Origin of the sequence: Streptomyces sp. NPDC048718 (genome assembly GCF_043198875.1) — a bacterium.
In the GTDB taxonomy this organism is placed as follows: Bacteria; Actinomycetota; Actinomycetes; order Streptomycetales; family Streptomycetaceae; genus Streptomyces.
The window spans coordinates 466,942-493,072 of record NZ_JBICVG010000003.1 but is presented as its reverse complement, the minus strand read 5'-3'; the positions used below and the strand labels follow the sequence as shown (position 1 = coordinate 493,072).

Sequence of the window (26,131 nt, the reverse complement as noted above, 5' to 3'; positions counted from 1 at the left end):
AAGAAAGGGGGGTCGCATCAGCACCGGTTCGCCCCTTTCTTTACGCTGTCTTGACCCCCGCCAATACAACCTTCCGGCCGCCACCAAAGCTTCACAGGCCGCCACTGGCGCCGCCCTCACCTGCGGTTTTCAATGATGCGCACGATGTCACTGCTCCGCGCCCTGATCGGCACCGCACGCCTGGTCCGGCACGCGCCCCGGCTCGCCGCCGGATGCCCGCCGGACGACGACGTGCTGCTCGACGTACCGGACACCCGGCTGGCTCCGGCCCTGGTCGCGGCCGCCCTCGGCGACCCGGGGCCGGCCGCCGGGCTGCTCGCCGCCACCCGGGACGCCGCCGCGTGGGAGGACCGGGACCGCCATGTGACCCGGCTCGCCGCCTTCGCGTACCACCGGGACGGCTGGCTGCACCGCTGGCTCGCGGACACCCCCGACGACCCCGACGCCCTGCTCGTCCACGCGCAGCTCGCGGTCCGCCGCGCCTGGGACTCCCCCGCGCGGGCCGAACGGCTGCGCGAGACCGGACCGCTGATCCAGGCGGCGGCCGAGGCTTGCCCGCGCGACCCGGTGCCCTGGCGGCTGGCCCTGGACCACGCCCACGGCACCCGCGCCGGGCACTCCGCCTTCGAGGCGCTGTGGGAACAGGCCGTCCGCCGGGCCCCGCACCACTACGGCAGCCATGTGGCGGCCCTGAAGTACCTGTCGGCCCAGGACGGCGCGCGGGGCGGCGGCCGCCCCCACCGCCCGCACCGCGAGTGCTTCGACTTCGCCGAGCAGGCCGCCGAGGACGCGCTGCCCGGGTCCCTGGCTCAGGCGCTGCCGGTACGGGCCGCCTTCGCGCAGCTGATCGCCGGGGCCTGGGCCGAGCACGGGGTGCCCGGCGAGCGGATCGACGCGGCGGCCGACCGGGCGCTTGCACTGTCGGCGGAGTACCCGGCGGGTGATCTGTGGCCCGCCGAGGTGCGCAATCTGCTGGTGTACGTCCTGGTGGCGCGGGGCCGCCCGCACGACGCGCTGGCCGAGTTCCGGCGGATCGGCCCGCACGCGACCTCGTTCCCGTGGCGGCTGATCGCCGACGACCCGCTGCGCGGCTTCCTGGACGCCCGGACCACCGCCGTACGCGAGGTGGCGCGCCGTACCCCGCTGCGCACCGGAGGCGAGACCCAGGTCGGGGGCGAGGCCGGGGGCGAGGCCGAGATCGGATCCGAGGTCGGATCCGGGCTCGCGTCAGAGGCCGGATCCGTGGTCCTGCCAGGGTCCCGGGCGGGTGATCCGGGCCGCGCCGAAGCGGTCCCGGAAGCGGTCCGGGGCGCGGGCGCGGGGGCCGATCGTACGGGTCCGAACGGGCGGCCCGGCCGGGGCGGGCCCGGCGGCCATTACGCTTGACCGCTGTGACCACCGCTCGTCTGCCACTCTTCCCGCTCAACGCGGTGCTGTTCCCGGGCCTCGTGCTGCCCCTGAACGTCTTCGAGGAGCGTTATCGCGCCCTGATGCGCGAACTGCTCCGGACGGACGAGTCCGAGCCACGCCGCTTCGCCGTCGTCGCCATCCGCGACGGCCGGGAGACCGCGCCGACGGCGCCCGGTCTGCCGGACCAGACGAAACTCCCGGAGAAGGGACCGGCGGCCGGCTTCGGCCCCGACCCGCTCCGGTCCTTCCACGAGGTCGGCTGCGTGGCCGACGCGGTGTCCATCCGCGAGCGCCCCGACGGCGGCTTCGATGTGATGGCCACCGGCACCACCCGGGTACGGCTGCTCTCCGTCGACGCGACCGGACCGTTCCTGACGGCCGAGGTCGAGGACGTCCCCGAGGAGCAGGGCGAGGAGGCCGGTCCGCTCTCCGAGGGCGTGCTGCGGGCCTTCCGCGCGTACCAGAAGCGGCTCGCGGGAGCCCGGGAGCGGTCGCTGACCACGAGCGAGCTGCCCGACGACCCGTCGGTGGTCTCCTATCTGGTGGCCGCCGCGACGGTCCTGGACACCCCGGCGAAGCAACGACTGCTCCAGGCGCCGGACACCGCGTCCCGGCTGCGTGAGGAGCTGGCCCTGCTGCGGGCCGAGACGGCGGTGCTGCGCCATCTGCCGTCGCTCCCGGCGGTGGAGCTGACCCGTACGCCGACCAGCCCGAACTAGGACACCCCCCAAGCCCCGGCCGGTCCGAGAGAAGAGAACTCCAGGTGGCGAAGAAGCAGAAGAAGAGCGGCGGCGGGACCCCGGCGACGGTCGCGCTGACCGCGGCCGGCACGGCGTACACCCTGCACTCCTACGACCACGACCCGGCGGCCCCCTCGTACGGCGGGGAGGCGGCCGAGGCGCTCGGGGTGTCGCCCGCGCGGGTGTTCAAGACGCTGGTCGCGGACGTGGACGGGGAGCTGACGGTCGCGGTCGTCCCGGTGGCCGGCCAGCTCGATCTGAAGGCCCTGGCGGCGGCGGTCGGCGGCAAGCGCGCCGCGATGGCGGACCCGGCGGCGGCCGAGCGGACCACCGGCTATGTACGGGGCGGGATCTCCCCGCTGGGGCAGCGCAAGCGGCTGCGGACCGTGCTCGACGACTCGGCCTCGGACCACGAGACCATCTGCGTCTCGGCGGGCCGGCGCGGTCTGGAGGTCGAACTGACCCCGCAGGATCTGGCGGGTCTCACCGGCGCCGTCCTGGCCCCGATCGGCCGCGCCTGACGCCAGGCCACCGGGACCCCGCCTGCCACGTCCGCGCTCGGGAACCACTCCGGCCCCTGTCCCCTCGCCGTACGCGCGCGGGGACAGGGGCCGGATCGCTTCTCGCGCCGCGCCGGGCGTCAGTGCGAGGGGGCCTGCGGCGCCGGCGGAACCGGCGGCCAGAGCTGCGGCTCGGGCCGCGGGTCGCGGGGCCCGAACAGGGCCGTGCACAGCAGGTGCGTGATCATGGCGCCGATCGGCCAGGCCAGCATCGCGGCCGCGGCCATGTTCAGTTCGAGCGGCGCGTCGAAGGGAACCTTGGGGCCGACCTCCTTGGCCCGGGCGACCACGTCGCCCCCCGGTCCCAGCCAGATGCCCGCGCCCCAGGCCAGCAGCGAACCGAGCACCCCGCCCAGCGCCAGGCCGAACACCAGCGGGACCCCGCCGCGCCGGTGGACCAGGAAGGCCAGGATCCCGGCCACGGCCCCGAAGCCGAGGGCGAGCAGGATGAACGTACCGTCCCCGCCGACGGCCGCCTCCGCCTCGCTGTTGCGCAGATAGACCGCCTTGCCGTCGGAGATCAGCCCGACCCTCGGCGCCAGCCACAGCCACATCAGCCCGAGCAGTACCCCGGCCACACCCGAGACGAGGGCGACCACGGCGGCCTGCCGGATCTCGGCCGGCGTGACGGGACCGCCGTCGGGCGGCTCCGGCGGGTTCGCGAAACCGAAGGGGTCGGGCGGCGGCTCGTGCGGGGGCGTCAGGGGTGCGGTCACCACGCCATCGTGCCAGGTGTGTCTGTGTGCCGCCGCGCCGGGACGTCAGCGCACCGCGGCCCGCCGGTAGGCCCAGGTCGCCACCGCGAGCGACACCACACCCACCGCCCCGCACACCGCGAGGTCGAGGCCGACGGCCACCCAGTCCGGGTGGGGGTCGAAGGTGCGGGCCAGGGCCTCCACTCCGTACGTGGAGGGCAGCAGGTCCCGGGCCCAGGCGATCGGGCCGGGCATCCGGTCGGCCGGCAGGACGCCGAGGAGCAGCGCCGCCGACATGCCGAGCTGGCCGAGCAGGGTGGCCAGTTCCGGCCGGGGGGCGAGCAGGCCGAGGGCCGCGCCGAGTCCGGCGAGCGCCGCCCCGGACAGCGGGACGACGGCCGCCAGGATCCACAGATGGCCGAGCGGCAGCCCGAACAGGACGGAACCGGCGACGGCCGTGAGCACCGTGCCGGGCACGGTGAAGGAGGCGTACGCGCCGGCCGCGCCGAGGACCACGGCGGCGGGCGGCACCGGGAGGGTCGCGTAGTGGTCGAGCCCGCCGCCGGCCCGGAGCTGGCCGAAGTACTGGGCGAGCAGGTTGAGGGCGACGAACGCGACGACGAGGACGGCGGAGCCGGCCACCACGGCCCGGGCCTCCGAGCCGCCGTCCACGACCCCGCGCATCAGGATCATGATGCCGACGGACTGGAAGGTGGCCACGAAGAGCAGCGGGATCCGGGAGACCCGGGCGCGCGAGAGCTGGGCGCGGTAGACGGCGGCGAGGGCGGGCAGCAGCCGGGCGCGGGGGGCGAGCGGCGCGGCGCCGGGTTCCTCGCCCCGGGCCGGGCGGGCCGCGGCGGCGCCGGCGGCCGGCGGGGCCTCGGCGGGCAGGGTGCTCAACTCGTCCAGCTCCTGACAGTCCATGCGTACGTCGTTCCACCCGTCGCGGGACGGGGCGCGGCACCGGTCGCGGCGCCCGGCACGGCACGGGGCGCACCGTGGCTCACGCCGCGGGTCGTGCCGAGGGGCGCGCCCTCGCTCGTGCGGTGGGGTGCGGCGCAGGCTACCCCGTGCGTGCCCGTGCCCGTCGCGCCCGTCATGCCCATCGTGCCTGTCATGCCTTGACCAGCCCCCGGGCCTGCCCGCCGAGCGCCAGGTACACGTCCTCCAGGCTCGGCGTCGCCAGGGTGAAGTCGTCGAGGGAGGCGAACGCCGCCCCGCCGGTCACCGCGGCGACCGCCGCCCGGGCCTCGTCCGGGGCGAGCCGCAGCACCCAGCGGCGGCCCGACTCCTGGGCGAGTTCGCGCAGCGCGGCCACCTCGGGGACGTCGAGCGGGGCGCGCTCGCGCCACACCAGCTCGACCCGGACCTCCCCCGCGACGCGCTCCTTGAGCCCGCTCGGGGTGTCGCAGGCGATGACCCGGCCGCGGTCGATGACGGCGACCCGGTCGAGGACGGTCTCGGCCTCGATGACGTTGTGGGTGACGAGCAGGACGGTGCTGCCGCGCTCGGCGCGGCGGCGGTCGACGGCGGCCCACACGGCGCGGCGGGCGACGGGGTCCATGCCGGTGGTGGGCTCGTCGAGGACGAGGACGGGCCGCTCGCCGACGAGGGCGGCGGCGAAGCAGGCGAGCCGGCGCTGGCCGCCGGAAAGCTTCTTCAGCGGCCGGCCGGCGATCGGGGCGAGGCCCAGCTCGTCGAGGACGGCGTCGCGCTCGGCGCGGGCCTCGTGGACCCCGAGCCCGCGCAGCCGGCCGGTGGTCTCGGCGGCGAGGGCGACGGTCAGCTCGTCGAGGGCGGTGGACTCCTGGCCGAGGTACGCGAGCAGCCGGGAGGCGCGCTCGGGGTGGCGCACCAGGTCGTGGCCGAGGAGGCGTACGGAGCCGGAGTCGGGGCGCATCAGACCGGTGAGCTGGCGGACCAGGGTGGACTTGCCGGCCCCGTTGGGGCCGAGCAGTCCGAAGATCTCGCCACCGCGCACATCGAGGCTGATCCCGTCGGTGGCCCGCACCTCCGAGGTCGCCGGAGTGCCGCGCCTGCCGCGTGTGGCGGGGTACGTCTTGACCAGATCCCGCACCTCGCACACCGTACTCACGAGGGATGAGCCTACGTGGTCGCGTCCGCCTCCTCGGGCGCGGGGGCGGGTCGGGCGGCGGCGTGCAGATCGATCTCGCGCCAGAATCCGGCCCGGATCGCGTACCGGTCGTGCTCGTCGATCTGGTCGTCCTTGTGGGCGAGAAGTCCGAAACGCGCGGCATAGCGGAGTAGTTCGCCGTCGATGCGGTGCGGGATGCGCGGGTACATGGCGGCGAGCCGGGGCACGTGGCCGGGCTCGGGCAGCCGGTCCAGCCAGCGGCGGGCGAAGACCTGGCCCACCTCGTAGGGGTCGCCGCCGACGGTGGTGATGTCCTCCTCGCGGTCGGCCCAGCGCTGCTCGGCGCTGGTGAGCTGGGCGAGGGTGGGCAGCAGGGCCGTCTCGGCGGGTTCGCCGAGCGACGGCGGGCGGTCGATCCAGCCCCGGTCGGAGGACCAGCGCAGGGTGGCGCTCGCCGGCTGCGGGGCGGACGCGAGGGCGGTGGCGGGGGCGCGCAGCCCGGCGAGGTCCTTGGGGGTGGGGACGGTCGTCCGGCCGCCCGGGGGCGCGGGGGCGGCGGAGCCGTTCAGCGAGGCGCCGGTGTCCCGGTCCCGCTCCCGGTCCCCGCCTTCCTCTTCGTCCGCGTCGCGGCTGTGGACGACGACTCCGGCGTACTCCGGTTCCGGCTCCGACTCGCGGCCCGGTCCCCGGTCCAGGTCCCGGTCGTGGTCGTGGTCGTGGTCGTGCCCCTCCCCGTGCCCTTGGTCGTGTCCCTGTCCCTGGTCCCGGTCGAGATCCCGGTCGAGACCCCGGTCGGGGCTCCGGTCGAGACCCGGGTCCGCTCCCGGCCCTGCGGCCCCGTCCGCCGGCACGATGCCCCGATCGGTGACCCGGTCGGCGGCCCGATCCGCGGACCGGTCGGCGGCGGAGAGCCCGGACTCGGGCAGCGGCGCGGAGAGGATCGCGGCGATCTCGGGACGCGGCACGGGCGGCTGGGCGCACGAACCGCCCAGTTCCTTGGCGCGGATGGCCCGGGTGATCCAGGCCCGGTCGAGCACCCGGCGCTCGTCGGCCTCGGCCACCAGGTCCTCGGACTGGTTGTAGTCGCCGTCGGCGGCCTGGACGGCCCAGAGGTGGACGGCGACGCCGTGTTCCTTGGCGGACATCAGACCGGGCAGCAGATCGCCGTCGCCGGTGACGAGGACGATGTCGGAGCAGGCGCGGTTACGGGACAGTTCGGTGAGCTCGGTGTGCATCGCGGCGTCGACGCCCTTCTGCGCCCAGCGGCCGTCGCTTCGGGTCAGCGCACCCAGCCGGACGGTGACCCGGGGCAGGACGCGCAGTCTGCGGTGCTCGGGCTGGGGTGCGCGGCCGGGCGCGCCGTCGAACCAGTAGATCCGCAGCAGGGGCAACCGGGTGTCGGCCTCGGCGCATTCGCGCAGCTGCCGGATGAGCGCCGTGTGGTCCACGGCGATCCGCGCGCGGGCCGGCTCTCCGGCGAGGAGACTGGCGGCTGCGCCCAGCAGGTAGCCGGCGTCCACCAGGACGACGCATCGGTCCACGTGTTCCACCCTCTTTCGCCCACACTCTTCGGGGATCTCGGGATCGGAAGTGCTCCAGGATTCTTCGAGTCTGCCCGACCGGGGTGTGGTTGAGGTCCGGAACTGGATCATCGGCGTGGCGAATCTCACTTCAGGGTGGCGCCTACCGTCCGTAATGATCCAAAATGCGACGCATTGCCCCGTGTGTGAGTCTGACAGCGGCCCGGCCCCCAGAGCTCAGACCCCCACGAGGAGGCACCACCCCATGGCCAAGAACCGCAAGCAGGACCGCAGTCAGCAACAGCAGCAGCGCGCCACCCCGGCCGAACGCGGCACCCAGCAGGCGCAGCGGTCCTCACTCGAGGCCCAGTCGGAGCAGCGCACAAGCCAGGTCACCCCGGGCGACATCGCCCGCAAGGGCCGCCAGAAGCGCTTCGGTCACAACTGACCGGCCCGGCACACAGCACCGAGGGGCGCGCCCGTGACGACGGGCGCGCCCCTCGCGCGTAAGGCCGTTGGGTACGGTGCCGGCTAACCGGCCAGGCAGGACGGGCCGAGCAGCACCTTCAGATCACCGAAGAGCGCCGGGTCGGCCGTGACCCGGTGCCGGTCGAGCCGCAGCACGGTGGTGCTGCGCGGGCCCTGGAGCTTGATGCGGACCTCGGTGTTGCCCTTGTGGCTCTGGAGGATCTCGCCGAGCCGGCTGATCATCGGCGGGGTCACCCGGACCGTGGGGATGGTGAGGATCACCGGCGCGTTGGTGCCCGCGTTGGACAGGTCGGGGACCATCAGCTCCATGGCGACAAGCCGCGGGATGTCCTCGCGCTTGTCGAGCCGGCCCTTGACGAAGACGACGGCGTCCTCGATCAGCTGGGTGGAGACCAGCTGGTAGGTGGCCGGGAAGAACATGCACTCGATGGAACCGGCCAGGTCCTCGACCGTGGCGATGGCCCAGGCGTTGCCCTGCTTGGTCATCTTCCGCTGGAGGCCGGAGATGATGCCGCCGATGGTGACGACCGCGCCGTCCGCGTGCTCGCCGCCGGTGAGCTGGGAGATGCCCGCGTCGGACTTGTCGGACAGGACGTGTTCGAGGCCGAAGAGCGGGTGGTCGGAGACGTACAGACCGAGCATCTCGCGCTCCTGCGCGAGCAGATAGGCCTTCTCCCACTCGACGTCGGAGAACTCGACGTCGAGACCGAAGCCCGGCTCGTCGCTGTCCTCCTCGCCCATCCCGCCGAAGAGGTCGAACTGACCCTCGGCCTCCTTGCGCTTGACCGCGACCACGGTGTCGATCATGGGCTCGTGCTGGGCGACCAGGCCCTTGCGGGTGTGGCCCATGGTGTCGAAGGCGCCGGCCTTGATCAGCGACTCGATGGTGCGCTTGTTGCAGACGACGGCCTCGACCTTGTCGAGGAAGTCGGGGAAGGAGCTGTACTTCCCCTTGCTCTTGCGCGTACGGATGATCGACTCGACGACGTTGGAGCCGACGTTACGGACGGCGGTGAGGCCGAACAGGATGACGTCGTCACCCTGGGCGGCGAAGTTCGCCTCCGACTCGTTGACGTTCGGCGGGAGCACCTTGATGCCCATGCGGCGGCACTCGTTCAGATAGACGGCCGACTTGTCCTTGTCGTCCTTGACCGAGGTCAGCAGACCCGCCATGTACTCGGCCGGGTAGTTGGCCTTGAGGTACGCGGTCCAGTACGAGACCAGTCCGTACGCGGCGGAGTGCGCCTTGTTGAAGGCGTAGCCGGCGAACGGGACCAGGACGTCCCACAGGGCCTGGATGGCCTCGTCGCTGTAGCCGTTCTTCTGGGCGCCGGCCTGGAAGATGGTGAAGTTCTTCGCCAGCTCGTCGGGCTTCTTCTTGCCCATGACGCGGCGGAGGATGTCGGCCTCGCCGAGCGAGTAGCCGGCGATGATCTGCGCGGCCTTCTGCACCTGCTCCTGGTACACGATCAGGCCGTAGGTGACCGCCAGAACCTCCTGGAGCGGCTCTTCCAGCTCCTTGTGGATCGGCGTGATCTCCTGCTGGCCGTTCTTGCGGAGCGCGTAGTTCGTGTGCGAGTTCATGCCCATCGGGCCCGGGCGGTAGAGCGCGGACACGGCGGAGATGTCTTCGAAGTTGTCGGGCTTCATCAGCCGCAGCAGGGACCGCATGGGGCCGCCGTCGAACTGGAAGACGCCGAGGGTGTCGCCGCGCTGGAGCAGTTCGAAGGTCTTCGGGTCGTCCAGCGGCAGGGCGAGCAGGTCCAGGTCGATGCCCTTGTTCGCCTTCACCATCTTGACGGCGTCGTCCATGATGGTGAGGTTGCGCAGGCCCAGGAAGTCCATCTTCAGCAGGCCGAGCGACTCGCACTGCGGGTAGTCCCACTGGGTGATGGTGACGCCGTCGGTGTGCCGCACCCAGATCGGGGCGTGGTCGACGATCGGCTCGCTGGACATGATCACGCCGGCGGCGTGCACACCCATCTGGCGGACCAGGCCCTCGACGCCCTTGGCGGTGTCGATGACCTTCTTGACGTCCGGCTCGTTCTCGTACATCGCCCGGATCTCGCCCGCCTCGCTGTAGCGCGGGTGGGAGGGGTTGGTGATGCCGTCGAGGTCGATGCCCTTGCCGAGGACGTCGGCGGGCATGGCCTTGGTGAGCCGGTCGCCCATCGCGTACGGGTAGCCGAGGACGCGGGCGGAGTCCTTGATCGCGTTCTTGGCCTTGATCTTGCCGTACGTGCCGATCATGGCGACCTTGTCGGCGCCGTACTTCTCGGTCACGTACCGGATCACCTCGACGCGCCTGCGCTCGTCGAAGTCGATGTCGACATCGGGCATCGAGATGCGCTCGGGGTTGAGGAAGCGCTCGAAGATCAGACCGTGCGGGATCGGGTCGAGGTCGGTGATGCCCATGGCGTACGCGACGATCGAGCCGGCCGCGGAGCCTCGGCCCGGGCCCACGGCGATGCCCTGCTTCTTCGCCCACATGATGAAGTCGGCGACGACGAGGAAGTAGCCCGGGAAGCCCATCGAGATGATGGTGTCCATCTCGTACTCGACCTGCTTCATGCGGTCGTCCGGGATGCCGTCGGGGAAGCGGCGGGCCATGCCGCGCATGGTCTCCTCGCGGAACCAGGTGACCTCGGTGTAGCCCTCGGGGATGTCGAACTTCGGCATGAGGTCGCGCTTTTCGAACATGCCGGTGGTGTCGACCTGCTCGGCGACCAGGAGGGTGTTGCGGCAGCCCTCCTGCCAGGCGTCCGAGGAGTCGACGGCGTACATCTCGTCCGTCGACTTCAGGTAGTAGCCGGTGCCGTCGAAGCGGAAGCGGTCCGGGTCGGACAGGTTCTTGCCGGTCTGGATGCACAGCAGCGCGTCGTGGGCGGTGGCCTCGTGCGCGTAGGTGTAGTGCGAGTCGTTGGTGACCAGCGGCGGGATGCCGAGCTTCTTGCCGATCTCCAGCAGACCGTCGCGGACCCGGCGCTCGATCTCGATGCCGTGGTCCATCAGCTCCAGGAAGTAGCGGTCCTTGCCGAAGATGTCCTGGTACTCGGAGGCGGCCTTCAGGGCCTCGTCGAACTGGCCGAGGCGCAGCCGGGTCTGGAGCTCGCCGGAGGGACAGCCGGTGGAGGCGATCAGGCCCTCGGACCACTGGGCGATGGTCTCCTTGTCCATCCGGGGCCACTTCTGGAGCCAGCCCTCGGCGTACGCGTCGGAGGACAGCTTGAAGAGGTTGTGCAGGCCCGTCGCGTTCGCGGCCCAGATGGTCTTGTGGGTGTAACCACCGGAACCGGAGACGTCGTCCCGCTTCTGGTGCGGCTGGCCCCACTGGATCTTCCGCTTGTTGCGGCGGGATTCCGGGGCGACGTAGGCCTCGATGCCGATGATCGGGGTCACCCCGGCCTTCTTGGCCGAGTGGAAGAAGTCGTAGGCGCCGTGCAGGTTGCCGTGGTCGGACATCGCGATATGGGTCATGCCCATCTCGTTGCACGCGTTGAACATGTCCTTCAGCCGCGCGGCACCGTCCAGCAGGGAGTACTGGGTGTGGACGTGGAGGTGCGTGAAGGGCGGCTTGGACACGGGGTTGCCTCCGGCTGCTTTTCTGGGGGGGGTAGGCCTGGAAGTCTACGTCTCCGGGAGGCGTGACGACGGCCGCCGGGCGGGTGCCGTCGCATGGTGTAGGCGTCGCACGACTGTCCGCTTTGTCATATGCCCCGCGGGCCGTGTGCCCGGCCGGATCCGCCCCCTTGGTCCACCCTCTGCTCTCGCCCCGGATCCCCCCTGATCCTTGCCTGTTCCTTGCCTGATCCGCCCCCGGTCCCTCCCCCGAGACCGGCCTCTTCCCCGGCCCGGCGGGAGCCGTACGAGGGTCGAAGGCCCCGGGCCGAAGGTCCTCCGGGTCCGGGCGGGCACGGCTCACAGCCCTCTTTTAGAGACCTCTTATGGCCTGTCGTGGCACACTTCCCGGCGATGGACATGGCAGGCATCCCGCTGAGAGCTCTCCGGGCGGCGTTCTTCACGGCAGTGGCCGTGGCGCTGTCCGTGGCCTCGCATGTCCTGCTGTCGGGAGTGCCCCTGCCGCTCGGGACGGTCGTCCCGGTCGCGGTGGCCGTCTTCGCCACCGCGTTCGCGCTGGCCGGCCGCGAGCGCGGCTTCGGGCCGATCGCGGGGCTGCTGGTCCCGCTGGAGCTGGCCGCGGACACCCTGTTCACCAGCGGACAGGTGGCCTGTTACGGCCCCGCGGGCGGGCCGGTCTCCGGATCGCTGCGGTCGGTCGGTTTTGCCATGGACACGCTGTGCGGCGGAGCCGTCGGTACGCCGCTGCCCGGTGTGACCGCCTCCGGGACCGACGCCGCGGCGGCCCTGCTGTCCTCGCCCGACCCCTCGGTGCCCTGGCTGCTGCTCGCCGCCCATGTGGCGGTCGGACTGACGGCGGCCGGCTGGCTGCGCGGCGGCGAGCGGGCGCTCGGCCGGCTGCTGCGCGCGGCCGTGGCCCTGGCCTTCCGGCCGCTGCTGCTGATCACCGCGCTCCACCGCGCCGCCGGGTCGGCCCCGCGCCGCGCCGGGCGCCCCGCGGACCGGCCGCGCCGTTCGCGGATCTGGCCGCTCGTGACGTGCGTGGGACGGCGCGGGCCGCCGAGCGCGGCGAGCCCGAGGCGTACGGCTCCGGCCGGCGCGCCCGTGCTCGTCTTCGCTTAGAGGCCGTCCGGCGGATCAGGGTCGGACCGGGCCTCGGAACAGGCAACCGCCCCTTTTCCCGTGTCACGGAGTGATTCCTCATGAGCAACCGCAACAACCAGGCCAACAAGGCAGCCGCCCGCGAGCGGCTGCGCGCCGAGCGCGAGATGCAGGCCAAGAAGGACAAGGCCCGCCGTCAGGTGATCGTCGCCGCGTCGGCCGTCGCCGTGCTCGCCGTCGCGGGCGGCATAGGTTACGCCGTCGTCCAGGCCAACAAGCCGTCCGAGTGGGTGGCGGCGGCGGACGCGAAGAACGTCACGGCCCCGAAGCACACCGAGGGCGAGAACGGCACCACGGTCGTCATCGGCAAGGCCGAGGCGAAGAAGACCCTGGAGATCTACGAGGACTCGCGCTGCCCGGTGTGCGCGACCTTCGAGCAGAACGTGGGCGCCAAGGTCGACAAGGACGTCGAGGCCGGCACGTACAAGCTGCGCTACGTCGGCGCCACCTTCATCGACAACTCCGACCAGGGCACGGGGTCGAAGAACGCGCTGTCGGCCCTCGGCGCGGCGCTCGACGTGAGCCCCGAGGCGTTCCTCGCGTACAAGAACGCGCTCTACTCGCAGCAGTTCCACCCGGAGGAGACCGACGACAAGTTCTCGAAGGACTCCTACCTCCTGGAGGTGGCGGACACCGTTCCGGCGCTGAAGGGCAACGCGAAGTTCCGCGAGAACGTGGAGAGCGGCACCTTCGACGCGTGGGCGATGAAGATGTCGAAGACCTTCGACAAGAGCGGGGTCCGGGGCACGCCGACGCTGAAGATGGACGGCAAGCCGGTGACCGCCGAGGGCAGCGAGAACGCGCCCATGACGGTCGCGCAGTTCGACGCGGCCATCTCCAAGGCGCTGAAGGCCTGACCCTTCCCCCCTTTCCCTCCCCTCCTCTTCTTTTCCGTCCTCCGGCCCCGCACCCCGCTCACGCGCGGGGTGCGGGGCCGGAAGGCGTGCCGGGCGGGGCCGGCGCAGGGGCGATTCCGGGCGGCGGCGGGGCGGGGATTCCGCTTGTCCGGGGGATGTCCGGCGGCTCCTGCGCGGGGGCCGTCCCCGGGTCCGTTCCGGTCCGCGGCCTCGATCGGGTTCCGGTCCGAAGAACGCCCGTCGAAGAGTCGGCGAACTTCCTCTCGCCCTCTGCCCCCGGGCCTTACCTGTCGGTAATCTGACGCGCCGTGACCAGTCATAACCACATATCCGCCCCCACCCGCCGCACCGTGGTGAAGGCCGCCGCCGTGACCGCCGTCGCCACACCGGCGCTGGTCGGGGCCACCTCGCCCGTACTCGCGGCCTCCGGGGCCCCCGCGTTCCGTCACGGCGTCGCCTCCGGCGACCCGCTGCCCGACGGCATCCTGCTCTGGACGCGCGTCACCCCCACCCCCGACGCCCTGCCCGGCTCCGGCCTCGGCCCCGACCTCCAGGTCGGCTGGGAGCTGGCCGAGGACCAGGCCTTCACCCGGGTCGTGGCCCGCGGCACCACCGTCGCGACCGCCGCCTGCGACCACACCGTGAAGGCCGACGTCCGCGGTCTGCGGGCGGCCACCGTCTACTGGTACCGCTTCACCGCCGAGGCGACCGTCTCCCCGGTGGGCCGCACCCGCACCGCGCCCGCCGCCGACGCGGCCGCCGGGATCCGCTTCGGCGTGGTCTCGTGCGCCAACTGGGAGGCCGGGTACTTCTCCCCGTACCGCCACCTGGCGGCCCGGCCCGACCTCGACGCGATCCTGCATCTCGGCGACTACATCTACGAGTACGCGACCGGGTCCTACCCGGCCGCGAAGTACACGGTGCGCCGGCACCAGCCGGCGCACGAGATCGTCTCGCTGGCCGACTACCGGATCCGGCACGCCACGTACAAGACGGACGCCGACCTCCAGGCGCTGCACGCGGCGCACCCGATCGTGGCGATCTGGGACGACCACGAGTTCGCCAACGACGCCTGGTCGGGCGGCGCGGAGAACCACACGCCGGGCACCGAGGGCGACTGGGCGGACCGGGTCGCGGCGGCCAAGCGCGCGTACTTCGAGTGGATGCCGGTGCGCACCTCCACCGAGGGCACGGTCTACCGCCGGCTGCGCTTCGGCAAGCTGGCCGATCTGCATCTGCTGGACCTGCGCTCGTTCCGCTCGCAGCAGGCGAAGATCGCCGACGGCGCGGTGGACGACCCGAACCGCACCATCACCGGGCGGGCGCAGCTGGACTGGCTGAAGTCCGGGCTCGCGTCCTCGACGGCGACCTGGCAGCTGGTGGGCACCTCGGTGATGATCTCGCCGGTGGCCTTCGGCTCGCTGCCGGCCGAGCTCCTCGCACCGATCGCGGAGCTGCTGGGGCTGCCCAAGGGCGGCATCGCCCTCAACGTCGACCAGTGGGACGGCTATACCGACGACCGCAAGGAGCTGCTGGCGCACCTGACGGACCGGGGCATCCGCAACACCGTCTTCCTGACCGGCGACATCCACATGGCGTGGGCCAACGACGTGCCGGTGAAGGCGGCGACGTACCCGCTGTCGGCGTCGGCGGCCACGGAGTTCGTGGTGACGTCGGTGACCTCCGACAACCTGGACGACATCCTGCACGTGCCGGCGGGCACCGTCTCGGTCGCCGCGGCGGCCGCCCTCAAGGCCGCCAACCGGCATGTGGAGTGGGTGGACCTGGACCACCACGGCTACGGCGTGCTCGACGTGACGTCCGAGCGCTCGCAGATGGACTACTACACGGTCTCGGACCGGGCCGATCGCAACGCGACGGCGGCCTGGGCGCGTTCGTACCGCACGCTCAGCGGAACGCAGCATGTCGAGCGGGTGTACCAGCCAGTACGTTGACAGACGCTTTTCAGCCATGATCCCTTCTGTTAACGGGAGATCACATGGCTACGGCGGGTGGCGAGTTCGGGGCATCGAATCCGGACACACCACCCGCCTTCGCCGCCTCTTCTGTGACGGTCTTGTTTCAAACTCCAAAGCCCTCGCGAGTTTTTCTCACCAATGACCCGCTTTGCCCGCCAGGTGATTGGGCTTGATCACTCCTGAACTTGACCTGACATGAACGCGTAATCTCCCGGCAGTCGGTGGCGAGGAACTACCTCCCACAACCCCCCAAGGAGTCATCCGTGCCCGCTCTTGCCCGTATATCGCCGCGTACGTCTCGTCGCCTGCTCGGCACCGCCGTGATGGCCGGAACCCTGGCCCTGGCCCCGCTGTCGGCCCCGGTGGCCGCCCCGGCCTCCGCCGGCAAGACCCTCGCCTCGGCCGAGAAGTGCGCCGACGGCGGCGCCGCGCTCTCCGGCGCCCGCAAGGCCAAGGGCAGCACCACCAAGGCCGACCCCAACGAGCTGACCGCCGCCCAGGCCAAGGCCATGGACGCCGACCTGGCGAAGAAGGTCTCCGCGGCCCGCGCCGCCGGCCGTTCGACCGCCGCCGCCGGTGCCACCGCGGTCAGCATCCCGGTCTACTTCCACGTCATCCACAGCGGTACGACGGGCAAGCTGAGCGCCACCGCCATCAACAACCAGATGGCCGTCCTCAACGCCGCCTACGCGGGCCAGGGCACCGGCAACACCAACTCGGGCTTCCAGTTCACCCTGGCCGGCACCGACTACACGGACAACGCCACCTGGTACAACGTCAGCGACGGCACCGCCGCCGAGACGAACATGAAGAACGCCCTGCGCAAGGGCGGCTCCAACGCCCTGAACATCTACACCGCCAACCTCAGCGGCGGTCTGCTCGGCTGGGCCACCTTCCCGTCCTCGTACAAGTCGAGCCCGAAGATGGACGGCGTCGTCATCCTCAACTCGTCGCTGCCGGGCGGCTCGGCCACCAACTACAACCAGGGCGACACCGCCACCCACGAGGTCGGCCACTGGATGGGCCTCTACCACACCTTCCAGGGCGGCTGCTCCGGCAGCGGCGACTCCGTCAGCGACACCCCGGCCGAGGCCAGCCCCGCGTACGAGTGCCCGACCGGCCGTGACACCTGCACCGCGACCGGTGTGGACCCGATCCACAACTTCATGGACTACACGTACGACTCCTGCATGTACCAGTTCACCGCCGGCCAGGTGGCCCGCATGAGCAGCTCCTGGACCGCCTACCGCGGCTGACGCTCCACCGCCTTCACACGAAGGGCCGGCGGCTCCGGGTGACTCCCCGGGGCCGTCGGCCCTCGCGTGCTTCTCGCGTGCTTCTCGCGTCTTCGGACGATCTCGCCGATTTCCTAGAGGCTGTCGAGGAAGGCCAGGGCCACCGCCCAGGTGCGCTCCGCCGCCTCCGCGTCGTAGTCCGGCAGCTCCGGGTCGGTGTACAGGTGCCCGGCACCCCGGTAGCGGTAGACCTCCACGTCCGCGCCCACCTGGCCCATCCGCAGATACCAGGACGACAGCCAGTCGTCCGTCTCGAACGGGTCGGGCTCGGCCACGTGCAGCTGGACCGGGAGCTCGTCCACGGCCGCCGACTCGGCGATGTCCGAGGTGCCGTGGAACAGCAGCAGTCCGCGCGCCTTCTCGTCGCCCAGCGCCAGCGTCTGCGCCACCGAGGCCCCGAAGGACAGGCCCATGTAGACCAGGCCCTGATCCGAGTACGGGGCCGCCGCGAGCACCGCCCGCTTCAGCAGCTCCTCCTTGCCGAGGGCGTCGCGCAGCGCCATGCCTTCCTCCACCGTGGCGGCCGTCCGGCCGTCGAAGAGGTCCGGCGTCCAGACCCGGTGCCCGGCGGCCCGCAGCCGCTCGGCCGCGGCGGTCACGGAAGGCGTCAGACCGTAGGTGGAGTGGAAGAGCATGATGTCCATACGTCCCATCCTGCCATCCGGTCCCGGCCGCGCCCGCCGCCGCGGTGCGGCATATGCCTACCGCGCGCGAGAGGGGACCGGCATATGCCGTACGCTCCCCCGCCCGCCCGTCCCGCACTCCCGTCGCGTCCGGCGGCCAGGCCGCCGCGTCCGTCAGCGCATACTGCGCACGTCCAGCTGGCGCAGCACCCGGTCCACCACCTCGGGGTCGGCCCCCGGCTCGCTGCGCGCCGCCAGGACCTCGTGCCGGGCGGCCGACATCATCTCCCGCTGAACCCGCTGGAGGGTGGCCATCCGCTGCACCCGCTGGGTGAACGCGGCCCGCCGCTCGTCGTCCACCATGTCCGCGCTGATCCGGGCGCCGATGTCGAAGGCGGCGCGCTGCAACCGCTCGGCCAGGTCCTCGGGCAGCTCCTCCACCTCCTCGACCTCCTTCAGCCGCAGCCGCGCGGCCTTGGCGGCCCGGATCGCCAGGTCCCGCTCGTAGACCCGCTCGGCCTCCGCGTCCGCCTTCACCCCGAGCTTGCGCACCAGCCAGGGCAGGGTGAGCCCCTGGAGCACCAGGGTCGTGAGGATCACACAGAACGCGATGAAGATCAGCACGTCACGGCCGGGGAAGGGCGAACCGTCGCTCGTCTCCAACGGGATGGCGAGCGCCAGCGCGACCGAGGCCACCCCGCGCATCCCGGCCCACCACATGACGACGCTCTCCCGCCAGCTCATCGGGATCTCCTCGGCGTAGTCCCGCCGGGTGTGCAGCCGTTTCGCCAGCCAGGACGCCGGCAGCAGCCAGAGCAGCCGGACCCCGACGACCACACCGACGACGGCCGTACCCCAGCCGACCATCTGCCAGCCGTGCCCCTCCGCGACACCGAAGACATGCACCAGTTCCAGGCCGATCAGACCGAACGCGATACCGGTGACGAGGGTGTCGACGACCTCCCAGAAGGTCTGTCCGGCGAGCCGCCCCATCACGTCGTCGGCGTCGCTCGCGTGCTCCGCCAGGAACAGCGCGGTGACCAGCACGCCGAGCACGCCCGAGCCGTGCAGCTCCTCCGCGATGACGTAGGAGACGAAGGGCACGAGGAGGGTGAGACCGGTCTGCAGGGTCGGATCGCCCAGGATGACGATCAGTTTGTTGGTGATCCAGCCGAGGGCGACACCGACCACGACCGCGACGACCGCCGACAGGACCAGTTCGCCCAGCGCGTGCGACCAGGAGAAGTGCCCGCTGACGACGGCCGTGATCGCCACGTGGTAGAGCACGATCGCGGTGACGTCGTTGAACAGGCCCTCGCCCTCCAGGATCGACACCAGGCGCCGGGGCAGACCGAGCGACCCGGCCACGGCGGTGGCCGCGACCGGGTCGGGCGGCGCGACCAGGGCGCCGAGGGCGAGCGCGGCGGCCAGCGGAATGCCCGGCACCAGCGCGTCCGCGACGGCGCCGACGGCGGCCGTGGTCACGAACACCAGGGCCACCGCGAGCAGGAAGATCGGCCGCCGGTTGGCCGCGAACTGCCGCCAGGAGGTGCGCTGCACCGCCGCGTAGAGCAGGGGTGGCAGCACCAGCGGCAGGATGAACTCGGGTGGGATGTCGACGTTGGGGACGAAGGGGAGGAAGGCCAGCACGACCCCGATGAGGGTCATCAGAACGGGCGCGGGCAGCCCGAGCCGGCTTCCGAGCGGAACGGTGAGCACGGCGCCGAGCAGGAGCAGGAACAGCAGGGCCAATTGATCCACGACCCCTACCCTGTCACGTACGTCCGGATTGGCGGCGAATGCCCCCGACAGGCCGTCCGTGAGCCGCGATGCTACTCACACACGCGCGCGCAAGGAGCGGCACCGAAAAGGGCGAGGGGCCCGCCGATCATCAGATGATCGGCGGGCCCCTCGCCCGTTCAGGAATCCTCTTCGCGCCGCTCAGAGCGCGCGGCGCACCGCCCGGTGCGGAATGCCCGCGTCGGGAAACTCCGGGCCGTACACGACATAGCCGAGCCGCTCGTAGAAGCCGAGGGCCCGGGTCTGCGCGTGCAGGTCGACGGCGGCGAGGCCACGCGCCCGGGCCGTCTCCTCGATCGCCCGCACCAGCGCGGCACCGACCCCGAGACCGCGCGCGGCGCGGGACACGGCGAGCCGGCCGAGGGAGCCCACGGAGGCGTCGGCGCCGGTCTTGGCGGTGGCGTCCGCCCCGTACAGCAGCCGTCCGGTGCCGAGCGGCACGCCGTCGGCGCGGACCGCGAGCAGATGCGCGGCGGTCTCGTCGTACGCGTCGAACTCCTCGTCCGCCGGTACGCCCTGCTCCTCGACGAAGACCTCGCGGCGCACCGCGAAACAGGCCTCCAGGTCGGCGGGCCCACCGACCTCGCGCACCGCGTACGCGAGAGGAGACCGTACGGAATCCGCCGAGCCCGCCGGGCCCGCGACTTCCGCGGCTCCCGCCGGCTCCGCGGCGAGGGTCACCGGCTCTCCGACGCGATCCGGTCGAGGGCGGTCTGGAGGTCGGCCGGGTAGGTGCTCTCGAACTCGACCCAGCGGCCGTCGCCGGGGTGCTCGAAGCCGAGCCGGACGGCGTGCAGCCACTGCCGGGTCAGACCGAGGCGCTTGGCCATGGTCGGGTCGGCCCCGTAGGTGACGTCACCGACGCAGGGGTGGCGGTGGGCGGACATGTGCACCCGGATCTGGTGGGTGCGGCCCGTCTCCAGCTTGATGTCGAGCAGCGAGGCCGCCCGGTACGCCTCGATGAGGTCGTAGTGGGTCACGGAGGCCTTGCCGTCGGCGGTCACGGCCCACTTGTAGTCGTGGTTCGGGTGCCGGCCGATGGGCGCGTCGATGGTGCCGCTCAGCGGGTCCGGGTGTCCCTGGACGAGGGCGTGGTAGCGCTTGTCGACCACGCGCTCCTTGAACTGGCGCTTCAGCGAGGTGTACGCGTACTCCGACTTCGCCACCACCATCAGACCGGAGGTGCCGACGTCGAGACGGTGCACGATGCCCTGGCGCTCGGCGGCGCCGGAGGTGGAGATGCGGTAACCGGCGGCGGCGAGGCCGCCGATCACGGTGGTGCCGGTCCAGCCGGGGCTGGGGTGGGCGGCGACCCCGATCGGCTTCATGATCACGACGATGTCGTCGTCGTCGTGGACGATCTCCATGCCCGGGACTGGCTCGGCCACGATCTGCACCGGGGCGGGCGCGCCGGGCATCTCGACCTCCAGCCACGCACCCCCGCTGACCCGCTCGGACTTGCCGACGACGGATCCGTCGACGAGGACCTTGCCGGCGGCGGCCAGCTCGGCCGCCTTCGTACGGGAGAACCCGAACATGCGGGCGATGGCGGCGTCGACGCGCTCGCCCTCCAGGCCGTCGGGTACGGGCAGGGTGCGGATCTCGGGACTCGTGCTCACCCTGTCGAGTATGCCTTGTGCCGGAAGGCACTCGGACCTCACCGGCCTTTCGGCCCCACGCCTCACCGGCGCCCGGCCCGTGCCTCACCGGTCCCGCACGGCGCTCCACGGCGCCGTGCGGCCCGTCCCGCCCAGCCCTTCTCGGTCCTGCTCAGTCCTTGTGGAGGGTTCCGTCGGGGTCCAGGCCCCGGAACGACAGCAGCACGATCAGGATGCCGCCGCAGACGATCGCCGAGTCGGCGAGGTTGAAGACGGCGAAGTGCGCGGGCGCGATGAAGTCGACGACCGCGCCCCGGAAGACGCCGGGCGAGCGGAAGATCCGGTCGGTCAGGTTGCCGAGCGCGCCGCCGAGCAGCAGACCGAGGGCGATGGCCCAGGGCAGGCTGTAGAGCTTGCGCGACAGCCGGATGATCACCGTGATCACGACGGCCGCGATCAGGGTGAAGATGACCGTGTACGCCTCGCCCATGCCGAAGGCGGCGCCCTTGTTGCGGATGGCGTTGAGGCGCAGCAGATCGCCGATCACGTCGATCGGCTCGTGCCCCTCCAGCCGCGCGACCACGAGCATCTTGCTGCCGAGGTCGAGAAGGTAGGCGAGCACAGCCACCACCAGCAGCGCCGCGAGCTTCCGCTTCCCGCGGGGGCGCTCCTCGGTCTCGGGACCGGCCGACTCGTCGGCTCCTGCTGATTCGGGCGTATCGATGACGCCCTCCGCCTCTGCCATGTGCACGAGGGTACGACACGCCCCCGCGCGCGCGTCAGCCGCGGCGTTCCTGTTTCTGCTTGTCCTCGACGCACAGCGTGGCCCGTGGAAACGCCTGCATCCTGGCCTTGCCGATGGGCTTGCCGCAGATCTCGCAGAGCCCGTAGGTCCCCGTGTCGAGCCGTTCCAGGGCGTGCTCGGTCTGCTCCAGCATCTCGCGCGCGTTGGCGGCCAGGGAGAGTTCGTGCTCACGGGTGATGTTCTTGCTGCCCGTGTCGGCCTGGTCGTCGCCGGCGCCCTCGCCGGAGTCGCGCATCAGGCCGGTCAGCTCCTCCCTGGAGTGGATCAGCTCGCTGCGCAGCCGCAGCACCTCCGCCTGGAGCTCGTTGCGGGCCTCCGCGACCTCCCCGGGGGTCCACGGATCCTCACCCGGGCGTACGGCGAGCTCACCGGCCCGGGCGGGGGGCACCGCGGCGTCGGCCCCGATCTTCGTCGCGACCCCCGCGGTCTTCTTAGCTGGCACCTTCCTGGCTCCTGTCTTCTCACGCGCGGCCCGGGGGGCCGGGGCCTTCTTCGACGCGGCGGCCTTCTTCACGGAGGCGGCGGCCGCCTTCTTCGCGGGCGCCGCCTTCCCGTCGGCTTTCCCGTCGGCCTGCCCGACGGTCTTCCCGTCAGCCGTCCCGGCGACCTTCCCGACCGCCTTCTTCGCAGCCTTCTTCACGGCCTTCTTCGCCACCTTCCCGGCGGCCTTCCGGGCCGTCTCCCCCGCCGTTTCCCCGGCCGTCTCCCCGGGCGCCGCCCCGGACGCCGCCGCCTTCCCGGCCGGCGGCGCGGTCTTCTCCGCGGCGGTCTTCTTCGCCACCATGTCGCGGCCCCTTCACACTTCGTGATCACGCGCGCGCATCGTGCTGGGACGATAAATCGGCCCGGGACACTCGGCAACGGGGCACGCCGCCCCCTCCCGTGCCCCGGCGGCGCCCCCCGCGCGGACCGGGCCCGGCCGCGCCCGCCGCGGCGGGCCGTCCCGCCGCCGCTCCCCCGTACGACCGCCGCCGAAGTCCGACCGGGGCGGTGTCGCCATTCGGGTCACGCCGGACCGGGCACGGCCGGGGGCGCGCCCGGGGCCCCGCCCGTGCCCGCCACCCGGCGGAAATCGGGTCGGCCGACCCGCGCCCGGCCCCGTACACTGGGCGCAGCGAAAGGCTTGGATGGGGACGAGTAGCGTCGTACGCAGCCATGAGCGACCCGGGGACGGTGCGAGCCCGGGGGCGTGCCCGATGTGAAGCATCACCCCGGAGCTGCCGGAAGAAAGCCGTGGTGGACCCACGGCGACTAGACCCGGTGTCGCGACCCCAATGAGGGGGCTTCGGACGCGGTCGTGTCCGTGGCCAAGGAGGGTGGTACCGCGGGAGCCGAGGCTCTCGTCCCTCCGGACGGAAACGTGGCACCTCACATCCGCCGGAGGAAGATCGATGTCTTCGCAGTACCGCCAGGTACCCGCCCAGGTAGACCTGCCCGCGCTCGAGCACGGCGTGCTCGACTTCTGGCGCGACAACAAGGTCTTCGCCAAGAGTCTGGAGCAGTCCGAGGGACGCCCCGAGTGGGTGTTCTACGAGGGCCCCCCGACCGCGAACGGCATGCCGGGCGCCCACCACATCGAGGCCCGCGTCTTCAAGGACGTCTTCCCCCGCTTCCGCACGATGCGCGGCTACCACGTCGCCCGCAAGGCCGGCTGGGACTGCCACGGCCTGCCCGTCGAGCTGGCGGTCGAGAAGGAACTGGGCTTCGCCGGCAAGAAGGACATCGAGGCGTACGGCATCGCCGAGTTCAACGCCAAGTGCCGCGAGTCCGTGACCCGGCACACCGACGCGTTCGCCGAGCTGACCAGCCGTATGGGCTACTGGGTCGACATGGACGACGCGTACCGCACCATGGACCCCTCGTACATCGAGTCGGTCTGGTGGTCGCTGAAGACCATCTTCGACAAGGGCCTGCTGGTCCAGGACCACCGTGTCGCCCCCTGGTGCCCGCGCTGCGGCACCGGCCTGTCCGACCACGAGCTGGCGCAGGGCTACGAGACGGTCGTCGACCCGTCCGTCTACGTCCGCTTCCCGCTGACCTCCGGCCCGCTCGCAGGCAAGGCCGCGCTCCTGGTGTGGACGACCACCCCGTGGACCCTGGTGTCCAACACAGCCGTCGCCGCCCACCCCGAGGTGACGTACGTGGTCGCCACCGACGGCGACGAGCGGGTCGTCGTCGCCGAGCCGCTGCTCGACAAGGCGCTCGGCGAGGGCTGGGTGACCACCGGCGAGTCCTTCACCGGCGCCGAGATGGAGCGCTGGACCTACCAGCGTCCCTTCGAGTTCGTCGAGTTCACCGAGCCGGCGCACTACGTCGTCAACGCCGAGTACGTGACGACCGAGGACGGTACGGGTCTGGTCCACCAGTCCCCCGCCTTCGGCGAGGACGACCTCAAGGTCTGCCGCGCCTACGGCCTGCCGGTCGTCAACCCGGTCCGCCCTGACGGCACCTTCGAGGAGGACATCCCGCTGGTCGGCGGCGTCTTCTTCAAGAAGGCCGACGAGGCGCTGACCGCCGACCTGGACGCGCGCGGGGTGCTCTTCAAGCACATCGCGTACGAGCACAGCTACCCGCACTGCTGGCGCTGCCACACGGCCCTGCTCTACTACGCGCAGCCGTCCTGGTACATCCGTACGACCGCAGTGAAGGACCGTCTTCTCGAAGAGAACGAGAAGACCAACTGGTTCCCGGACTCGGTCAAGCACGGCCGCTTCGGCGACTGGCTGAACAACAACATCGACTGGGCGCTGTCCCGCAACCGCTACTGGGGCACCCCGCTGCCCATCTGGCGCTGCGCCGACGACCACCTCACGTGCGTGGGCTCGCGCGCGGAGCTGACCGAGCTGACCGGCACCGACCAGTCGGAACTCGACCCGCACCGCCCGTACATCGACGCCGTCACCTTCACGTGCCCGGCCGAGGGCTGCTCCCTCGAAGCGGTGCGTGTGCCCGAGGTCATCGACGCCTGGTACGACTCGGGTTCCATGCCGTTCGCGCAGCACGGCTACCCGTACCAGAACAAGGAGCTGTTCGAGCGCCGCTACCCGGCGCAGTTCATCTCCGAGGCGATCGACCAGACCCGCGGCTGGTTCTACACGCTGATGGCGGTCGGCACGCTCGTCTTCGACAAGTCCTCGTACGAGAACGTGGTCTGCCTCGGCCACATCCTCGCCGAGGACGGCCGCAAGATGTCCAAGCACCTGGGCAACATCCTCCAGCCGATCCCGCTGATGGACCAGCACGGCGCGGACGCGGTGCGCTGGTTCATGGCGGCCGGCGGCTCGCCGTGGGCGGCCCGCCGGGTGGGCCACGGCACCATCCAGGAGGTCGTCCGCAAGACCCTCCTGACGTACTGGAACACGGTCGCCTTCCAGGCGCTGTACGCCCGTACGTCCGGCTGGGCCCCGTCGGCGGCCGACCCGGCCCCGGCCGACCGCCCGGTCCTCGACCGCTGGCTGCTCGGCGAGCTGAACACGCTGGTGGCCGAGGCCACCGAGGCGATGGAGGCGTACGACACCCAGCGGACCGGCAAGCTGCTCTCCGCGTTCGTCGACGACCTGTCGAACTGGTACGTCCGCCGCTCCCGCCGCCGCTTCTGGCAGGGCGACAAGGCCGCGCTGCGCACCCTGCACGAGGTCGTGGAGACGGTCACGCGGCTGATGGCCCCGCTGACCCCGTTCATCACCGAGCGCGTGTGGCAGGACCTGGTGGTCCCGGTGACCCCGGACGCCCCGGAGTCCGTCCACCTGGCCTCGTGGCCCGAGGCGGACGCCGCCCTGATCGACCCGGTGCTGTCGGAGCGGATGCTGCTGGTCCGCCGCCTGGTCGAACTCGGCCGCGCCACCCGCGCCGAGTCGGGCGTGAAGACCCGTCAGCCGCTGTCCCGCGCCCTGGTCGCGGCGACCGGCTTCGCGGACCTGACCCCGGAGCTCCAGGCCCAGATCACCGAGGAGCTGAACGTCTCCTCCCTGGCCTCCCTCTCCGAGGTCGGCGGCTCGCTCGTCGACACCACCGCCAAGGCCAATTTCCGCGCGCTGGGCAAGCGTTTCGGCAAGGGCGTCCAGGACGTGGCCAAGGCGGTCGCGGCGGCGGACGCGGCGGCCCTGGCGCTGGCCCTGCGCTCCGGCGAGGCCCCGCTGGAGGTGGGCGGCGAGACGATCCTCCTCACCCCCGAGGAGGTCATCATCACCGAGACCCCGCGCGAGGGCTGGTCGGTCGCCTCCGACTCGGGCGCCACGGTCGCCCTGGACCTGGAGATCACCCCGGAACTGCGCAAGGCGGGCCTGGCCCGTGACGCGATCCGCCTGATCCAGGAGGCCCGCAAGAACAGCGGCCTCGACGTCGCGGACCGGATCGCCCTGCGCTGGACCTCCGCCTCCCCGGAGACCACGGAGGCCCTGACGGCCCACGCCGGCCTCATCGCCGACGAGGTCCTCGCGACGGACCACGCCGAGGGCGAGGCCGACGACACGTACGGCACCGCGTTCGAGGACGAGGGCCTGTCCCTCACGTTCCGCCTCCGCAAGGCGTAACCCCACAAACGAAAGGCCCGCCCCCACCACAAGACAAAGGTGGGGCCGGGCCTTTCGCGTACCTCGGGACCCCAAAAAAAACAGAAATCCCCTCCCCACACACAACCAGCAAGGAACCCCACCACAGCCACCCCCACCCACCTCCCTCCCACCCAACTGGCGGCACCCACCCCCATCCCCCACTCAAAGCGGGAGGGGTGCGGGGCGGTGCGCCACGAGACGGACGGGAGCGGGGGACGGGAAGGGGGTCGCGTTCGAAACGTAAAGCGTGATTTGTGGCGCGGAAAAAGAACGCTTTACGCACAAGTGAGGGCTCCGCGCCGTAAATCATGCAGTGCAGAACGCGACCCCCGGACCGGCCCCCCCCCCCCCACCCCCCACCCCCCCCCCACC

19 protein-coding genes and 1 pseudogene are annotated in these 26,131 nt (G+C 71.9%); 9 read left to right on the top strand and 11 right to left on the bottom strand.

Going from position 1 to position 26,131, the window contains the following annotated elements; genetic code table 11:
- Positions 1–132 precede the first annotated feature (132 nt).
- The 3 genes and pseudogenes from ACGFRB_RS07830 to ybaK form a co-directional block, all read left to right on the top strand.
- Positions 133–1,149, top strand: a pseudogene (locus ACGFRB_RS07830) (hypothetical protein); the annotation flags it as partial.
- 242 nt (positions 1,150–1,391) lie between these two features.
- A complete protein-coding gene (locus tag ACGFRB_RS07825) occupies positions 1,392–2,129 on the top strand; it encodes an LON peptidase substrate-binding domain-containing protein (RefSeq protein ID WP_363011658.1) in 738 nt (245 codons plus the stop codon).
- Between the two features lie 44 nt (positions 2,130–2,173).
- A complete protein-coding gene (ybaK, locus tag ACGFRB_RS07820) occupies positions 2,174–2,671 on the top strand; it encodes a Cys-tRNA(Pro) deacylase (RefSeq protein WP_363011655.1) in 498 nt (165 codons plus the stop codon).
- 119 nt (positions 2,672–2,790) lie between these two features.
- On the opposite strand, the gene ACGFRB_RS07815 is transcribed toward ybaK, so the two are convergent.
- The 4 genes from ACGFRB_RS07815 to ACGFRB_RS07800 all read right to left on the bottom strand — a co-directional run bounded on the left by ACGFRB_RS07815 (position 2,791) and on the right by ACGFRB_RS07800 (position 7,050).
- Positions 2,791–3,426, bottom strand: a complete 636-nt coding sequence (locus ACGFRB_RS07815; protein ID WP_363011653.1) for a DUF2567 domain-containing protein — start codon at positions 3,424–3,426, stop codon at positions 2,791–2,793.
- A gap of 45 nt (positions 3,427–3,471) precedes the next feature.
- Entirely contained in the window at positions 3,472–4,305 is an 834-nt protein-coding gene (locus tag ACGFRB_RS07810) for an ABC transporter permease (protein WP_363011741.1), read from the bottom strand.
- 214 nt (positions 4,306–4,519) lie between these two features.
- Positions 4,520–5,491, bottom strand: coding sequence for an ABC transporter ATP-binding protein (locus ACGFRB_RS07805; RefSeq protein ID WP_363011739.1), 972 nt, complete (start codon positions 5,489–5,491; stop codon positions 4,520–4,522).
- A gap of 20 nt (positions 5,492–5,511) precedes the next feature.
- Entirely contained in the window at positions 5,512–7,050 is a 1,539-nt protein-coding gene (locus ACGFRB_RS07800) for an NYN domain-containing protein (protein ID WP_393240347.1), read from the bottom strand.
- 235 nt (positions 7,051–7,285) lie between these two features.
- Between ACGFRB_RS07800 and ACGFRB_RS07795 the strand changes: the two genes are divergently transcribed.
- Positions 7,286–7,468: a hypothetical protein gene (locus ACGFRB_RS07795; RefSeq protein ID WP_361228450.1), complete on the top strand. Its 183-nt coding sequence runs from the start codon at positions 7,286–7,288 to the stop codon at positions 7,466–7,468.
- Positions 7,469–7,551: 83 nt separating this feature from the next.
- Here ACGFRB_RS07795 and dnaE read toward each other — a convergent pair whose 3' ends face one another.
- Positions 7,552–11,091: a DNA polymerase III subunit alpha gene (gene dnaE / locus ACGFRB_RS07790; RefSeq protein ID WP_363011649.1), complete on the bottom strand. Its 3,540-nt coding sequence runs from the start codon at positions 11,089–11,091 to the stop codon at positions 7,552–7,554.
- Between the two features lie 390 nt (positions 11,092–11,481).
- Between dnaE and ACGFRB_RS07785 the strand changes: the two genes are divergently transcribed.
- From ACGFRB_RS07785 to ACGFRB_RS07770, 4 genes are all read left to right on the top strand, one after another.
- The gene (locus ACGFRB_RS07785; protein WP_393240344.1) at positions 11,482–12,210 is read left to right on the top strand and encodes a hypothetical protein; all 729 of its coding nucleotides are present in this window, start codon (positions 11,482–11,484) and stop codon (positions 12,208–12,210) included.
- 80 nt (positions 12,211–12,290) lie between these two features.
- Positions 12,291–13,106: a DsbA family protein gene (locus tag ACGFRB_RS07780; RefSeq protein ID WP_393240341.1), complete on the top strand. Its 816-nt coding sequence runs from the start codon at positions 12,291–12,293 to the stop codon at positions 13,104–13,106.
- Positions 13,107–13,414: 308 nt separating this feature from the next.
- Positions 13,415–15,061 (top strand): alkaline phosphatase D family protein, encoded by a 1,647-nt coding sequence (locus ACGFRB_RS07775; protein WP_393240339.1) that lies wholly within the window; start codon positions 13,415–13,417, stop codon positions 15,059–15,061.
- A 347-nt stretch (positions 15,062–15,408) separates the two neighbouring features.
- Positions 15,409–16,341 (top strand): zinc metalloprotease, encoded by a 933-nt coding sequence (locus ACGFRB_RS07770; RefSeq protein ID WP_393240336.1) that lies wholly within the window; start codon positions 15,409–15,411, stop codon positions 16,339–16,341.
- A gap of 113 nt (positions 16,342–16,454) precedes the next feature.
- Here ACGFRB_RS07770 and ACGFRB_RS07765 read toward each other — a convergent pair whose 3' ends face one another.
- The 6 genes from ACGFRB_RS07765 to ACGFRB_RS07740 all read right to left on the bottom strand — a co-directional run bounded on the left by ACGFRB_RS07765 (position 16,455) and on the right by ACGFRB_RS07740 (position 21,990).
- On the bottom strand, positions 16,455–17,024 hold the full coding sequence (locus ACGFRB_RS07765; protein WP_393240335.1) for a dienelactone hydrolase family protein: 570 nt from the start codon (positions 17,022–17,024) through the stop codon (positions 16,455–16,457).
- A gap of 153 nt (positions 17,025–17,177) precedes the next feature.
- The gene (locus ACGFRB_RS07760; protein WP_393240333.1) at positions 17,178–18,764 is read right to left on the bottom strand and encodes a Na+/H+ antiporter; all 1,587 of its coding nucleotides are present in this window, start codon (positions 18,762–18,764) and stop codon (positions 17,178–17,180) included.
- Positions 18,765–18,944: 180 nt separating this feature from the next.
- The gene (locus ACGFRB_RS07755; protein WP_393240602.1) at positions 18,945–19,394 is read right to left on the bottom strand and encodes a GNAT family N-acetyltransferase; all 450 of its coding nucleotides are present in this window, start codon (positions 19,392–19,394) and stop codon (positions 18,945–18,947) included.
- A gap of 86 nt (positions 19,395–19,480) precedes the next feature.
- Positions 19,481–20,422 carry an RluA family pseudouridine synthase gene (locus ACGFRB_RS07750; RefSeq protein WP_363012496.1) on the bottom strand — a complete coding sequence of 314 codons (942 nt, stop codon included), beginning with the start codon at positions 20,420–20,422 and terminating at the stop codon, positions 19,481–19,483.
- Positions 20,423–20,573: 151 nt separating this feature from the next.
- The gene (gene lspA / locus ACGFRB_RS07745) at positions 20,574–21,146 is read right to left on the bottom strand and encodes a signal peptidase II (protein WP_363012495.1); all 573 of its coding nucleotides are present in this window, start codon (positions 21,144–21,146) and stop codon (positions 20,574–20,576) included.
- A 34-nt stretch (positions 21,147–21,180) separates the two neighbouring features.
- Complete coding sequence (locus ACGFRB_RS07740; protein WP_393240330.1) at positions 21,181–21,990, bottom strand: TraR/DksA family transcriptional regulator; 810 nt, start codon at positions 21,988–21,990, stop codon at positions 21,181–21,183.
- A 607-nt stretch (positions 21,991–22,597) separates the two neighbouring features.
- On the opposite strand from ACGFRB_RS07740, the gene ileS reads away from it, so the two are divergent.
- Positions 22,598–25,738 carry an isoleucine--tRNA ligase gene (gene ileS, locus ACGFRB_RS07735; protein WP_393240327.1) on the top strand — a complete coding sequence of 1,047 codons (3,141 nt, stop codon included), beginning with the start codon at positions 22,598–22,600 and terminating at the stop codon, positions 25,736–25,738.
- Positions 25,739–26,131: the final 393 nt, after the last annotated feature.

Coding starts and splice junctions, on each gene's coding strand:
- ACGFRB_RS07770 (WP_393240336.1), top strand. CDS start 15,409: ATGGCCGGAACCCTGGCCCTGGCCCCGCTGTCGGCCCCGGTGGCCGCC.
- ACGFRB_RS07795 (WP_361228450.1), top strand. CDS start 7,286: ATGGCCAAGAACCGCAAGCAGGACCGCAGTCAGCAACAGCAGCAGCGC.
- ACGFRB_RS07780 (WP_393240341.1), top strand. CDS start 12,291: ATGAGCAACCGCAACAACCAGGCCAACAAGGCAGCCGCCCGCGAGCGG.
- lspA (WP_363012495.1), bottom strand. CDS start 21,146: ATGGCAGAGGCGGAGGGCGTCATCGATACGCCCGAATCAGCAGGAGCC.
- ACGFRB_RS07785 (WP_393240344.1), top strand. CDS start 11,482: ATGGACATGGCAGGCATCCCGCTGAGAGCTCTCCGGGCGGCGTTCTTC.
- ACGFRB_RS07765 (WP_393240335.1), bottom strand. CDS start 17,024: ATGGACATCATGCTCTTCCACTCCACCTACGGTCTGACGCCTTCCGTG.
- ileS (WP_393240327.1), top strand. CDS start 22,598: ATGTCTTCGCAGTACCGCCAGGTACCCGCCCAGGTAGACCTGCCCGCG.
- ACGFRB_RS07740 (WP_393240330.1), bottom strand. CDS start 21,990: ATGGTGGCGAAGAAGACCGCCGCGGAGAAGACCGCGCCGCCGGCCGGG.